Raw genomic sequence first — 13220 nt, forward strand, 5'->3', positions numbered from 1 at the left:
ACCCGCCTAGACTCGGCGCATCCTGGACCCGCCCGCGCCGCCATGTCGAGCACCCTCGACACGCTGACCGAGATCAACGTCGACGACCTGCTCGATGCCGCCGGCCTCGTGCGCTGGCGCCGCACGCCGCTGCGCCGGCTGTTCAGGCGGCCGGCGCGGCGCTTCGCGCACATCGCGATGGCCTTCGACCGGGCCGTCGCCGAACGGGGCTTCGCCGGCGGCAGCGCGTGGATGGTCGAACGCATGGCCGGTGGCCTGCAGGTGCAGGGGGCGGCACAGGTGCCGGCGCACGGGCCGCTGTGCGTGCTGGCGAACCATCCCGGCATGACCGACACGGTGGCGCTGATCGCCAGCCTCGCGGTGCGGCCCGACCTGCGCGTGATCGCGCTCGACCGGCCCTTCCTGCGCGCGCTGCCGGCGGTGGCGCCGCGGCTGATCTTCGTGCCGGCCGATGACGAGGCCGGCCGGCTGGCCGTCGTGCGCCAGGGTGTCGAGCACCTGCGCGCGGGCGGCGCGCTGCTGACCTTCCCGGCCGCCCGCATCGAGCCCGATCCGGCGCTGGCCGGCGCGCCGCCGGCACTGGCGTCGCTGGCCGTCTGGTCGGCGAGCTTCGCGCTCTTCGTGCGCCGCGTGCCGCGCACGGTGGTGCTGCCGGCACTGGCCAGCCACGTGCTCGACGCCGGCGCCCAAGGCCACCCGCTGGCCCGGCTGCGCCGGCGGCCCGAGGACCGCGAGAAGCTCGGCGCCGCGCTGCAGGTGGCCCTGGCGCGTTACCAGCGCGGCCAGGTGCGCGTCGCCTTCGGCTCGCCGCTGGCCGGCACCGATGCCCGCGCGCTGCATGCCGCGGTGCTCGACCAGATGGCGCGCCTGATCGCCGCGGCCGCCGCCGACGGCACGGCGCCCCCTGCCGGCACACCGGCGCACGATGCGGCGCTGGCGCGCCGCTGATGGCCCGATGAAGGCCCGATGAAGGCCCCCGCCCCCGCCCGCGCCTGCTGGCTCGCCGAACCGGGCCGCGCCGAGCTGCGCGACGAGCCGCTGGCCACGCCCGGCGACGGCGACGTGCTGGTGCGTGCGCTGCACAGCGGCATCAGCCGCGGCACCGAGACGCTGGTCTTCCGCGGCGAAGTGCCGGCCAGCGAGCACCGGCGCATGCGCGCGCCGTTCCAGCAGGGCGAGTTCCCGGGCCCGGTCAAGTACGGCTATGCCAGCGTCGGCGTGGTCGAAGCAGGCCCGGCGGCACTGTTGGGCCGCGTGGTGTTCTGCCTGCATCCGCACCAGACGCGCTACGTCGTGCCGGCCGATGCGGTGCACCCGCTGCCGAACGGCGTGCCGCCCGCACGCGCGGTGCTGGCCGCCAACCTCGAGACCGCGGTCAATGCGCTGTGGGATGCCGCGCCGCGCATCGGCGACCGCATCGCGGTGGTCGGCGGCGGCACGCTGGGCGCGCTGGTCGCGTGGCTCGCGGCCCGGATGCCGGGCTGCGCGGTGCAGCTGGTCGACGTGCAGCCAGCGCGGCGCGCACTGGCCGAACGGTTGGGGCTGGGCTTCGCGCTGCCGGACGAGGCCTGGGGCGATGCCGATCTCGTCGTGCATGCCAGCGGCCGCGGCGAAGGCCTGGCCACCGCGCTGCGCCTGGCCGGCTTCGAGGCCACGGTGCTGGAGCTCAGCTGGTACGGCACGCGCCCCGTCGCGGTGCCGCTGGGCGAAGCCTTCCATGCGCGGCGGCTGCGGCTGCAGTCCTCGCAGGTCGGCCACGTCGCGGCGGCGCAGCGCGGCCGCTGGGACTTCCGCCGCCGGCTGGCGCTGGCGCTGTCGCTGCTCACCGACCCGGCGCTCGATGCGCTGCTCGGCGAGCCCGCGCCCTTCGACGCGCTGCCCGCGGTGCTGGCACGGCTGGCCGCCGGCGACGAGCCGGACGTGCTCTGCCAGCGCATCGACTACCCCCCCTAAAGAGGCCCATGTACAGCGTCAACGTCCGCGACCACTTCATGATCGCCCACAGCTTTGCCGGCGAGACCTTCGGCCCGGCGCAGCGCCTGCATGGCGCGACCTACGTCGTCGACATGACGCTGCAGCGCACGGCGCTCGACGCCGACGGCGTGGTGACCGACATCGGCCGCGCCGCGGCGCTGCTGAAGGCGGTGCTGGGCGACCTGAACTTCAGCAACCTGGACGACGAGCCCGCGTTCCGGGGCCGCAATACGACGACCGAGTTCCTCGCCCGCGCGCTGTTCGACCGCCTCGCCGCGCGCATCGCGGCCGGTGCGCTGGGCCCCGACGGTGCCGGGCTGGCGGCGATGAAGATCACGCTGCACGAATCGCATGTCGCCTGGGCGGCCTACGAAGGGCCGCTGCCGGCCTAGCTTGCAAAGGACGCGTGTGCGGCGGCTGACCTTCCTGATGCCCGGCGACCCGGCGAGCCTGACCGGTGGGTATGCCTACGACCGTGCGATGGTCGCCGGCCTGCGCGCGCGCGGCTGGACGGTCGGGCAGCCGCGGCTGCCCGACGGCTTCCCGTTTCCCGGCGAGGCGGCCTTCGCGGCGGCCGCGCGCTGCATCGGCGAGATACCGGACGGCACGCTCGTCGTCGCCGACGGCCTGGCCTTCGGCGCGCTGCCCGCGCTGGCCGAAGCCCACGCCGGGCGGCTGCGCTGGGTCGCGCTGGTGCACCACCCGCTGGCGCTGGAGACCGGCCTGGCCGACGTGCAGGCCGCGCAGCTCTTCGACAGCGAACGCCGCGCGCTGGCCACCGCGCGGCGGGTGATCGTGCCCAGCGCGGCCACCGCTCGCGCACTGGCACCGTACGGCGTGCCGCCGGAGCGCCTGCACGTGATCGCGCCGGGCACCGATCCGGCGCCGCTGGCCGCAGGTTCCGGCGACGACGGCCTCACGCTGCTGTGCGTGGCGACGGTCAGCGCACGCAAGGGCCATGCGCTGCTGATCGACGCACTGGCCGGCCTCGGCGACAGGCGCTGGACGCTGCACTGCGTGGGCAGCCTCGAGCGCGATCCGGCGACCGCGGCCGCGCTGCGCCGCCAGATCGACACGCTCGGCCTCGCCGGGCGCGTGCGGCTGCACGGCGAGCTGCCCGACGCCGCGTTGCAGGCGCTGATGCAGCGCGCCGACGTCGCGGTGCTGGCCACGTTCTTCGAAGGTTATGGAATGGCGCTGGCCGAGGCGCTGGCGCGCGGGCTGCCGGTGGTGGCCACGGCGGTCGGTGCGCTGCCCGAGACGGTGCCGGCCGGCGCCGGCATGCTGGTGCCGTCGGGTGACATGGCGGCGCTGCGCGAGGCGCTGCGCCGCATGATCGACGAGCCCGGCTGGCGCGCGCAGCTGGCGGCCGGCGCGCGGGCCGCGCGGGCGGCGCTGCCGACCTGGCCGCAGGCCGTCGCGGCCTTCGAGGCCGTGCTGGCCGCGCTGGCCACGCCGGCCGACCACGCGGGCGCGCCGCGATGAGCGACGGCTTCAGCGCCGGCTGGCTGCAGCTGCGCGAGCCCTTCGACACCGCGGCGCGCGCGCAGGCCGACGCGGTCAGGCAGTTCGCGCTGGCCGGTCGCGCCGCCGATGCCGGCCCGTGGTCCGTCATCGATCTGGCCTGCGGCACCGGCGCCAACCTGCGCGCGCTGGCGCCCCGCCTCGGCCAGGGCCAACGCTGGCGGCTGATCGACCACGACGACGCGCTGCTCGGCGAGGTGCCCGCCGCGCTCGCGCGCTGGGCCACTGCGGCCGGCCACCGCGTCACGCCGGGCGGCGCCACGATCCACCTGGCGGGCGAGGGCTTCGACGCGATCATCGAACGCCGGCGCCTGGACCTCGCGGCGGCGCTTCACGATCTCGAGTTGCCGCCGGGCGCGTTGCTGACGGCGTCCGCGCTGCTCGACCTGGTGTCCGCGCACTGGCTGCAGGCACTGCTGCAGCACGCGCTCGCCGCCCGCGCGACACTGCTGTTCGCATTGACCGCCGACGCCCGCATCCGCTGGTCGCCCGGCGATCCGGCCGACGAGGCCGTGCAGGCCCTGTTCGCCGCGCACCAGCGCCGCGACAAGGGCTTCGGTGCCGCGCTCGGCAGCCAGGCCGCGACCGTCGCCCTCGAGCACCTGGCCGCCGCCGGGTGGACGACGAGACACGCGGCGAGCGACTGGCTCATCGACGGCGCGCAGGCGCCGGCGATGCTGCGCGCGATGGTCGAGGGCACCGCCGCCGCGGCGATCGAGCAGGACCCGGCGGCGCGCGCGCTGGTGCAGGCCTGGGCGCTGCGACGCCAGGGTGCGCTGCCCGCGACCCGGCTGCGGGTCGGCCACGTCGACCTGGCCGCGCGACCGCCGGGCTAACTCCTCATGTCCACGTCCCAGAGCCGGTCGCCACCGAGCGAATAGACGCGGCAGCGCGGCCGGGCGCAGTCGCCCATGCGTTCGGGCCCGGGGAACAGCAGGCCGCGCCGGCCGTCGCCGATCAGCACCGGCGCGATCGACAGGTGCAGCCGGTCGAGCGCCCGCTGCGCCAGGAAGCGCGAGACCGTGACGCCGCCGCCTTCGACCAGCAGGCGCTTCAGCCCGCGGGCGCGCAGCGCGGCGACGGCGGCGGCGACGTCGGGCGCGCCGTTGTCGCGCAGCAGCCCGGGCACCGCCAGCACGCGCGCCGCGCCGGCCAGGTCCACCGCCTGCGCGCGCCAGCGCGCATCGCACAACCACAGCGTCGGCACGCTGCGGTCGGTGAACACGTGCGCCCGCTGCACGCCGCCGGCCAGCCCCAGCTGCGGGTCGAACAGCACGCGCACCGGGTTCGGCCCCGGCACGTGGCGGGTGGTCAGCCGCGGGTTGTCGATGGCCACCGTGCCGGCGCCGACGATCACCGCGTCGCTGAGCGCGCGCAGCCGGTGCAGGTGTTCCAGCACCTCGGTGCCGCTGACGAAGGCGGCATCGCCGGTACGGGTGGCGATGCAGCCGTCCAGGCTCTGGCCGAGCTGCGCGACCACCCAGGAATCGAGGTCGATCAGCGGCTTGAAGAGGGCGAAGCGCTCCTGCGCGGCGGTCTCCCGGCCGGCATCGCCGGTCAGCTGCCAGCCGTGCTGCGCATCGTGCCGCAGGCCCGCCGGCATCACCGGCGGCGGCGCGGCCGCGCGCGTCGCGGCGATCGCCAGCAGGCCGGGCCACAGTTCATCGAGCATCCGATCTCCCACGCTTGGACTCCGAGCCTGCTTCACCGGCTCTTCGGCAGGCCAGGGCATTCCGCGGACCTGCGCGGCAGCATAACCGGCGCCGGTCTATGCTCGCCGGCCGAACCGGACCGGGGAGCTGCTGCGTGAATGACACCGCCTACGACCTCATCGTCATCGGAGGAGGCTCCGGTGGCGTCGCCTGCGCGCGGCGCGCGGCCCACCACGGCGCGCGCGTCGCGCTGATCGAGGCGGTGCGCGTCGGCGGCACCTGCGTGCTGCGCGGCTGCGTGCCGAAGAAGCTGCTGATGTACGCCGCACAGATCGGCGACACGCTGCGCGAAGCGGGCGGCTTCGGCTGGCAGGTGCCGGACGGCGCGGCCTTCCGCATGCAAGCCTGGCAGGCTGCGAAGGCGCAGGAGCTCAAGCGCCTGGAAGGCATCTACCGCGGGATGCTGGAGCAGGCGAACGTGCACTTCATCGAGGGCGCCGCGCGGCTGGACGGCCCCGGCGCGGTGCAGGTCGGCCCGCGCCGGCTGACCGCGCCGCACATCGTGCTGGCCACGGGCGCCGCGCCGGTGCGCGACAGCATCCCCGGCATCGCCGATTGCCCGACTTCGGACGAGCTGCTCGACCTCGCGGAGCTGCCCCCGCGCGCCGCGGTGATCGGCGGCGGCTACATCGCGGTGGAGTTCGCCAGCATGCTGGCGCGGCTGGGCGTCGAGGTGACGATGCTGTACCGCGGCGAGCTGCCGCTGCGCGGCTTCGACGAGAGCCTGCGCACGCGGGCGGCCGAAGCGCTCGAGGATGCCGGCGTGCAGCTGAGGCCGGGCATGGCCCCGCTGTCGATCAGCCACGAAGCGGGCACCTGGACGCTGCACCTGGCGGACGGCGAGGCGCTGCGGCTGCCCTGGGCGCTGAACGCCACCGGCCGCCGGCCCAACAGCGCGCGCCTGGGGCTGGAGCGGGTGGGCATCGTGCCGGACGCGCAGGCGGCGGTGCCGGTCGACGAGCGTGGCCACACCGCCGCCGCCGGCATCTATGCGATCGGCGACCTCACCGCACGCCACAACCTGACGCCGGTGGCGATTGCCGAGGGCCGCGCCCTGGCCGATGCGCTGTTCGCCGGCGGCGAGCCGCAGATCGCCGTCGGCCAGGTGGCCACCGCTGTGTTCATGCTGCCGCCGATCGGCACCGTCGGCGCCACCGAGACGCATGCGCTGGCGCAGGGCCACACCATCGACGTCTTCGAAGCCGACTTCCGGCCCATGCGCGCGGCCTTCACCGGCCGCGCCGAGCGCTGCTACATGAAGCTGCTGGTCGACGTGGCGGACGACCGCGTGCTCGGCCTGCACATGATCGGCGCCGATGCGCCGGAGATCGTCCAGAGCCTGGCCGTCGCGCTGCGCGCCGGCGCCACCAAGGCCGACTTCGACCGCACCGTCGCGGTCCACCCGACGGCCGCCGAGGAATGGGTGCTGATGCGCACGCCGTCGCGGCGGGTGTCGCCGGGCGAGGTTCGGTAGAAGACGAGCGGCCCGCGGCCGGAAGCTCCGGGCGCGGGCCGAGCGGTCGCAGGGACCAGCGGATCAGCGGGCGATCGGCGCGTAATCAGCGCGTGATCGAGTCGCTGGTCTCGGTGTTCGACTGCGGCACGTAGGTCCAGCCGGTGCGCGTCACGCTGTTCACCGTGAAGGTGAATACGCCGCTGCCGCTGACGCTGGGCGACTTGAAGCGCGCGACGCCGGTGCTGTCGGTGCTCAACGTGACCGACGGCCGCGTGACCAGGCCGCTCCACGCGCCGTTGATCGACGCGCTGGCGACCGGCAGGCCGTTGGCATCGACGACCTTCACCGTGGCCTGCGCCTGCGCGGCGGTGCCGACGATGTTGATCACGCTCATCGCGATGTCGGCCACCCGCATCGTCTTGCCGGTGGCGCCCGGGGCATCGACGGTGATGGTCACCGAGCTGGTCGAGGCCTGGCCCAGGTTGTCGACGACGGTCAGCTGCGCGGTGTAGCTGCCGGGGTTGCTGTAGGTGTAGGCGGCGGTGCTGCCGCTGCCGACGGCGCCATTGCCGAAGGCCCAGCTGTACGAGGCGATGCTGCCGTCCGGATCGGTGGAGCCGGTGCCGGAGAAGTTCACCGTCAGCGGCGCCGGACCCTTGGCGGTCGAGGTGCCGATCGTGGCGATCGGGGCCATGTTGACCGGCGTCGTGTAGCTGGCCGACAGCGCGTACTGGCCGATGCTGCCGTAGGCCGGGTAGCCGTCGGTGCCCGCCTTGCCGGTGCCCTGCACCGACAGGTAGTAGGTGCCGTTGGCCGGCAGGTTGACGCTGATGCTGGCGTTCAGCGCATCGACCGGGTTGGCGGTGGCGATCACCGTGTTCGCGCTGTTGCGCAGCGTGATCAGCGCATCGAGGTTGGCCGAGCGCACCGCGGGCGTCAGCGTCAGCGTGGCCGGGCCTGCACCGGCGCTGAAGGCGAACACGTCGACATCGGTCGGGCGCTCGATCACGCCGCTGGTGCTGGCGCTGCTGGTGGTGCCGCTGACGGCCGGGGACAGCACGGTGGCCGCGGCGTGCGTATTGCCGTGGTCGTCGGCCCGCAGCGGCAGGCCGTTGGACTGCATCACGACGTAGTCGTCCTGCGTGTTGTTGGCGCCGGTGTACTCGCCCTTGCTCCACTGCACGACGGTCTTCGAGTAGCCCACGCCCATGATCGGCGCCCAGCTCGTGGCACCGCTGCCGTGGCCGCCGTAGTAGCCGGCCGTCGCGGTGCCGTCGTGGTTCAGGCCCATGTTGTGGCCGGCTTCGTGCGAGGCGGCCTCGGCGATGTTCTTCTCGCTGCCGCTGAGCGCGTCGTAGAAGACCAGCGCCGGCTTGTAGTAGTTGCTGGTGTCGTCGAAGACGCCCAGGTAGGCGACACCGCCGCAGCCGCAGCTGTAGACGCCGGTGCGGTTGGTGATCAGCACCGTCGTGCCGAAGATGTCGTCGGTCGAGCCGCTGCGCGTGAGCTTGTCGGCGGTCGGCGGTTCGGTGGTGACGTCGACGTCGAAGGCCGCGAAGTCTTCCGCCACGCGCTGCCAGATGCCCTGGATGCGCTGCAGCTCGGTGGTCGAGAAGGTGCCCGGGATGCCGTCGATGTCGTAGGGCGCGGCGTTGATCGTCGTGCCGCTGCTGTTCCACGCGGTGCCGGTCAGCGTCGCGCCGCGGAAGTTCAGGTAGATCGTGCGCTTGGAGCCCGGACGGCTGTGCAGGAAGAAGGTCTGTTCCAGCGGCGCCAGCGTGCCGTCGAGCAGGCCGCTGCCGGCGAGCGGCTCGGGCGACGCGGCGACCGGCGCATCGAGCTCCTCGACGTAGAACGCGCGGCCGTTTCGGTCGAGCTTCAGCCGCTTGTCGTTCAGCAGCATCGCCTTGAACTCGTCGGCCGACTTGCCGTAGAAGTCGGCCACGTCCGGCAGCCGCGCCCCCAGCGCCTCGACCGCCCGCTGGCCCTGCACCTGGCGCTCGTTGAGCACCATCGTCGGGAACGCGCCCTTCAGGCGGTGCGGCACGGCCGCTTCGTTCGCGGCAGCGGCGGTGGCCGCGGTACCGGCCAGGCCCAGTGCGAGCAGCACCGGCGCGAGCAATCGGGGGAGATGGATCATGAAGGGGCTCTCGAACAGCGGATCAACCAACGACATCCGGTGTGACCAGCCAGGAACGACAGCCGACGACTTCATGGAGAAAGTGCGCCTGCAGGCGGCCCCGCTGCCATGACGGGGCCTGCTGGAGGCGACCGCGTTAGACCGGGAACTTTGCGACCCCGGCTTTCGCGCAGGTGTGCCGACGGCGCGCATGGTAGTGGCGGCGATTCAATCGTTGCAGCGGTCTTTCCTTCCGTTACGGCGGCAAAACCTGCCGCACCAGCCCGGCCCCGGCAGCGTGCAATACGCACGCCCCGGACGGGCCGGAAGCGGTTAGAGGGGCGGCCAGAAGCAGCGGCGCGGGCCGCCCTTCAGGCCGGTGCGCCCTTCAGGTACCAGGCCGCCGCCTGGCCGCGCGACTGCAGGCCCAGCTTGTCGAGCACGTTGGCCACGTGGCGCTTGACCGTGTGCGGGCTGATGTCGAGCGCGCGGGCGATCAGCTTGTTGCTGGTGCCGGTGGCGATCAGCGCCAGCACCTCGGCCTCGCGAATCGTCAGGCCCGCGTCGGCGGTGGCGGGCGTCTCGGCCGGTTCGGCCAGGCCGCTGAGCGTGCGCTCGGCCTCGTCGGACAGCAGGCGGGCCGCGGGCTGCGGCGCCGTGCTGCGCAACTGCGCGACCGTGGCCGCCGCCACCTGCAGCCCTTGCCGCTGCGCCGCGGGCAGGCGATCGCCCCAGGCGGCGCCGGCCAGCGTCTGCAAGGCGGCGAGGCCGGCCATCCACGCATGGCCGGCGTCGCCGTCGCGCTCGATGCGTGCCAGCGCCGGCGCGGCCGCCTGCGCGGCCAGGCCGAGCTCGCCGCAATGCACCCAGGCCTCGGCGCAGCGCAGCCGCAGGTCGACGTGGTGGGCCATCACGTCCATCTCGTGCAGCTTGGGCAAAAGGCGCTGCAGGCCCTCGGCCGCGTCGCGCCAGCGGCCCTGCGCGGCCGCATGGCGCGCGCGCACGGCGATCGCCCGCGGGTTCTGGAACTGGTCGCTGCGCAGCGGGTCTTCCTTGAGGTACGCAGCCCAGCGCTCGATCACCTCGGGCGCGGCGCCCAGCGTGCTGTTCATGCGCACGCCGTAGACCGCCATCTGGTGTTCCCACAGCCGGCGCCGCTCGGGTGGCGCATCCTGCTCGCGGGCGAACATGCCGTCCAGGTGCGCGGCCAGCTCGTCGGCGCGGCCGCAGATGGCGCACTCGATCATGCGATACAGCGTCAGCTGGGTCTCGGTCTCGCCGGAGCAGGCCAGCCAGCGCAGGTCGTCCTCGGCTTGCCGCGCATCGGCGCGCGACTCGTCGAGGCGGCCGGCCCACAGGCGAACGAACGCGCGCTGCAGGATCACCTCGGCGCGCATCGGCAGCGGCCGCTGGCCGATGCGCGCGAGCGCGCCCTCGACATAGCGCTCGAACCACACGCGCATGCCCGGCAGCGTGCTCCAGTTCGACGCCGGCGCGCATTCCCACCATTCGAAGAGGCTCGCGCCGCGCTGCAGCGACTCGATCACCTCGCCGTACAGCAACGGCAGCCGGTCGAGCTGGCCGCGCCGGAAGTGCTGGGTCGCGTCGGAGATCAGCAGCCGACGGCGCGTGGGCGGCGCCATCGATTCGGCATGCAGCCCGGCGATCAGCGTCTCGGCCTCGGCATTGCGGTCCATCGCGTACAGCGCCATCGGCAGCAGCGACTGCGCCTGCTGGCGCTCGTCGACGTCGCCGGCGGCCGCCGCATGCGCCATCGCCGCCCTGAAGTGGCGCTCCATCGCCGGCCAGTCCCAGCGCAGCAGCGCGACGGTGCCCGCCAGGCGCGCCAGCCGCGCCGACGTCGCACGCCAGCCGGCGTCGAACTGCTCGACGAGGCGCTGCACCTCGCCCGCACCGCCGCCGACGAAGAGATCGGGCGCCGCGGCGGCCAGCGCGGCCTCGGCGCCGGCCCAGTCGCGCGCGCGCAGCAGGTAGCCGATGCGGCGCGCGGCATCGGGCTCGGAGGCCGCGGCGCGGTGCAGCAGCGCATCGAGCTCGTCCGGCAGGCGGCGCGCGAGCCGCGCTTCGAGCGCGGCGCGGAACAGGTCGTGCAGCACCAGCGTGCGGTCGGCGGTGGCCAGCGAGGTCGCGAAGAGGCCGCGGCGCTCGATCTCGTCGAGCAGCTCGACCGCGTTCCAGGCGCCGCTGACGGCCGCCGCGCGCGCCGCGGTCAGCTCCGGCAGCACCGCGCAGCGCAGCAGGAAGTCGTGCAGCTCGGGCGGCAGCGCGTCCAGCACCTCGCTGGTCAGGTAGTCGAACAGGTAGCGGTCGCTCAGGGCGCCGGCGGCGAGCCCGGGCCGCGACTTCAGCGCCACCAGCGTCAGCCGCAGGCCGGCGGGCCAGCCGTGGTTGCGCTCGATCAGCGTCTGCACGTTCGCATCGGCCGCGACCAGGCCTTCGGCGGCGATCAGCGCGCCGGCTTCGTCGGGGGTGAAGCGCAACGCCTCGGCATCGAACTCCGCCAGCTCGTCGGCGACGCGCCAGCGCGCCAGCGACAGCGCCGGCAGCTCGCGGCTCGACAGCACGACGGTCCAGTGCCGCGGCAGGCGCTCGATCAGGTGGTCGGCCAGCGCGACCAGCGAGGCGTCGACCACGCGGTGCCAGTCCTCGAGCACGATGACGCCGTGCGCGACATCGGCATGGGCCAGCGCATTGACCAGCTCGTCGAGCGCGCGGCGCGCGCCATCGCCGCCGCCGGCCAGGTGCGGCAGCAGCGCCTCCGGCAAGGTGCGCCACGGCAGGTCGCAGGGTTCGAGCGCCGCGGCCAGGCAGGCGAACAGGCGCGCCGCGTCGTCCTCGGCATCCAGCGACACCCAGCCGAGCGCGCTGTCCGCCGGCAGTGCCGCGGCCAGCGAGGCCAGCGCGGTCGTCTTGCCGTATCCCGCCGGCGCGTGCAGCAGCACGACGCGGCGCGATAGCGCCGCCTGCAGCAGCGCGGCGTCGAGCGCGGGCCGTTCGATGCGCCGCGCCCGCGGGCGCGCGGCCTGGATCTTGGTGGCGGCAAAACGCGGCGGCTCGACGCGCGGCGGAGGGTGGACGGTGGTGGCGGACATGGACCGGCCAATGCTATCGGCCCACGCGCGGCGTTCGAGCACAGGCGCGCGGCCGAATTCACGCGCCGCGGGCGACGCGGGTGGGCGCCGGGCCCGGCGGCCGCAGCACCAGGCGCAGCGCGAGCGCGCCCATCGCGACGGCAGCCACCACCAGGCCGCCGCCGGTCCACACCTGGTCGTCCTGCAGGTAGGACACGCACAGCCGCGTCGCCTCGTCCTGGTACAGCAGCCCGACGGTCGCCGCCATCCACGCGCCATTGCCGAGGAAGAACGCGGCGACGGTGGGGTGCATGCGCCCGGCGCCGGCGCGCAGCAGCACGCCCGCCAGAAGCCACGACGCGTACTTCAGGACCGCGGTCGACGGGTCCAGCAGGCTGCGGTCTAGCCAGGCCGGGATCATCCACAGCGCGATCACCGCGCTGGCCGCCGTGGCGCCGAAGAGGCCGCCGGCGTCGATGGCCGCGATGGCGCGGCCCAGGGCCTGCACCGCCGCCGCGCGATGCCACCGGCCGGCCATCAGCCAGCCCGCCGCCAGCAGCGCCGGCAGCTGCAGCAGCATGTGCAGCGCCATCGCGCCTTCGAACACTTCGCGCAGGCCGGGCAGCAGCGTGGCCAGCGCCAGCGCGATGAAGAAGCCGGCCGCGCGGCGCGTCATCGCCGGACCTCGCTCTGCTCGCCGTCGGCCAGCCGGATCGCCTGCGCCACCGCGGCGGGCCAGTCGTCGAGTGCATGGATGGCGCGCACGCGGCCCTGGGCATCGATCAGGTGGATCGCCGCGTTGTGCGTGTAGCCGCCGAAGCCGTCGGGGATCACGACGATGCCCAGCTGCCGCAGCAGGCGCCGCGCCGCCTCGTCGGCGGCCGGCACGGCGATCGTCCACCACGCCGGATCGGCGCGGTGCAGGCGCGCGTAGGCCTGCAGGCTGGCCACGTCGTCGTGCGCGGTGTCGAAGGACACCGACAGCAGCGCGATGTCGTCGCGCCCTTCGCGTCGCAGCCGTTCCTGCGCCTGGAAGAAGCCGGCCCCGAGCGCCTGGCACACCGAGGGGCAGCGGGTGTAGATGAAGTCGACCAGCACGATGCGCGGCCCCGTGAGCGGCGGGCCGGCGAACGCCTCGGCCACCGTGCCGTCGGCGCGCAGCAGCGGCACCGGCGCCGCCTGCAGCCGGCCCTCGCGCGCGGCGGCGCGGCGCAGCGATTCGTGCGTCCAGCGCTCGAGCCCGTCGGTGGACGACCAGGCCAGCGCACCGAAGGCGAGCAGCAGCGCCGCGCAGGCCGCCATCGTCGCGCCGAAGCCGTGCCGTGTCCGGGGCATGCCGCGCC

The 13220-nt window shown here is 74.7% G+C and carries 11 protein-coding genes and 1 riboswitch; of the genes, 6 read left to right on the forward strand and 5 right to left on the reverse strand.

Features of this window, described 5'->3' with window-relative positions; translation table 11 throughout:
- Positions 1 to 42: 42 nt before the first annotated feature.
- Genes P1K89_RS21975 through P1K89_RS21995 form a run of 5 tightly spaced genes read left to right on the forward strand, consistent with a single transcriptional unit; the run spans position 43 to position 4334 of the window.
- The gene (locus tag P1K89_RS21975; protein ID WP_284618666.1) at positions 43 to 948 is read left to right on the forward strand and encodes a lysophospholipid acyltransferase family protein; all 906 of its coding nucleotides are present in this window, start codon (positions 43 to 45) and stop codon (positions 946 to 948) included.
- Between the two features lie 18 nt (positions 949 to 966).
- Positions 967 to 1953 carry a zinc-dependent alcohol dehydrogenase gene (locus tag P1K89_RS21980; protein WP_284618667.1) on the forward strand — a complete coding sequence of 329 codons (987 nt, stop codon included), beginning with the start codon at positions 967 to 969 and terminating at the stop codon, positions 1951 to 1953.
- 8 nt (positions 1954 to 1961) lie between these two features.
- Positions 1962 to 2366 (forward strand): 6-pyruvoyl trahydropterin synthase family protein, encoded by a 405-nt coding sequence (locus P1K89_RS21985; protein ID WP_284618668.1) that lies wholly within the window; start codon positions 1962 to 1964, stop codon positions 2364 to 2366.
- A gap of 16 nt (positions 2367 to 2382) precedes the next feature.
- Positions 2383 to 3459 carry a glycosyltransferase family 4 protein gene (locus tag P1K89_RS21990; RefSeq protein ID WP_284618669.1) on the forward strand — a complete coding sequence of 359 codons (1077 nt, stop codon included), beginning with the start codon at positions 2383 to 2385 and terminating at the stop codon, positions 3457 to 3459.
- Positions 3456 to 4334 carry a hypothetical protein gene (locus tag P1K89_RS21995; RefSeq protein WP_284618670.1) on the forward strand — a complete coding sequence of 293 codons (879 nt, stop codon included), beginning with the start codon at positions 3456 to 3458 and terminating at the stop codon, positions 4332 to 4334. The genes P1K89_RS21990 and P1K89_RS21995 overlap by 4 nt, the downstream gene beginning before the upstream one ends.
- On the opposite strand, the gene P1K89_RS22000 is transcribed toward P1K89_RS21995, so the two are convergent.
- Positions 4331 to 5170 (reverse strand): RibD family protein, encoded by an 840-nt coding sequence (locus P1K89_RS22000; RefSeq protein WP_284618671.1) that lies wholly within the window; start codon positions 5168 to 5170, stop codon positions 4331 to 4333. The genes P1K89_RS21995 and P1K89_RS22000 overlap by 4 nt on opposite strands.
- A 134-nt stretch (positions 5171 to 5304) precedes the next feature.
- Between P1K89_RS22000 and gorA the strand changes: the two genes are divergently transcribed.
- Complete coding sequence (gene gorA / locus P1K89_RS22005) at positions 5305 to 6684, forward strand: glutathione-disulfide reductase (protein ID WP_284618672.1); 1380 nt, start codon at positions 5305 to 5307, stop codon at positions 6682 to 6684.
- 85 nt (positions 6685 to 6769) lie between these two features.
- Here the strand turns inward: gorA and P1K89_RS22010 are convergent, their stop codons facing one another.
- The 4 genes from P1K89_RS22010 to P1K89_RS22025 all read right to left on the reverse strand — a co-directional run bounded on the left by P1K89_RS22010 (position 6770) and on the right by P1K89_RS22025 (position 13212).
- Positions 6770 to 8806 (reverse strand): PKD domain-containing protein, encoded by a 2037-nt coding sequence (locus tag P1K89_RS22010; protein WP_284618673.1) that lies wholly within the window; start codon positions 8804 to 8806, stop codon positions 6770 to 6772.
- Positions 8807 to 8896: 90 nt separating this feature from the next.
- A riboswitch (cyclic di-GMP riboswitch) is annotated at positions 8897 to 8996 on the reverse strand.
- Between the two features lie 160 nt (positions 8997 to 9156).
- Positions 9157 to 11898, reverse strand: a complete 2742-nt coding sequence (locus P1K89_RS22015; RefSeq protein ID WP_284618674.1) for a winged helix-turn-helix domain-containing protein — start codon at positions 11896 to 11898, stop codon at positions 9157 to 9159.
- A 58-nt stretch (positions 11899 to 11956) separates the two neighbouring features.
- Positions 11957 to 12553: a hypothetical protein gene (locus P1K89_RS22020; protein ID WP_284618675.1), complete on the reverse strand. Its 597-nt coding sequence runs from the start codon at positions 12551 to 12553 to the stop codon at positions 11957 to 11959.
- The gene (locus P1K89_RS22025; protein WP_284618676.1) at positions 12550 to 13212 is read right to left on the reverse strand and encodes an SCO family protein; all 663 of its coding nucleotides are present in this window, start codon (positions 13210 to 13212) and stop codon (positions 12550 to 12552) included. Before P1K89_RS22025 ends, P1K89_RS22020 begins: the two co-directional genes overlap by 4 nt.
- Between the last annotated feature and the right edge of the window lie 8 nt (positions 13213 to 13220).

It is taken from the genome of Aquabacterium humicola, assembly GCF_030167915.1.
Taxonomy (GTDB): domain Bacteria; phylum Pseudomonadota; class Gammaproteobacteria; order Burkholderiales; family Burkholderiaceae_C; genus Pseudaquabacterium; species Pseudaquabacterium humicola.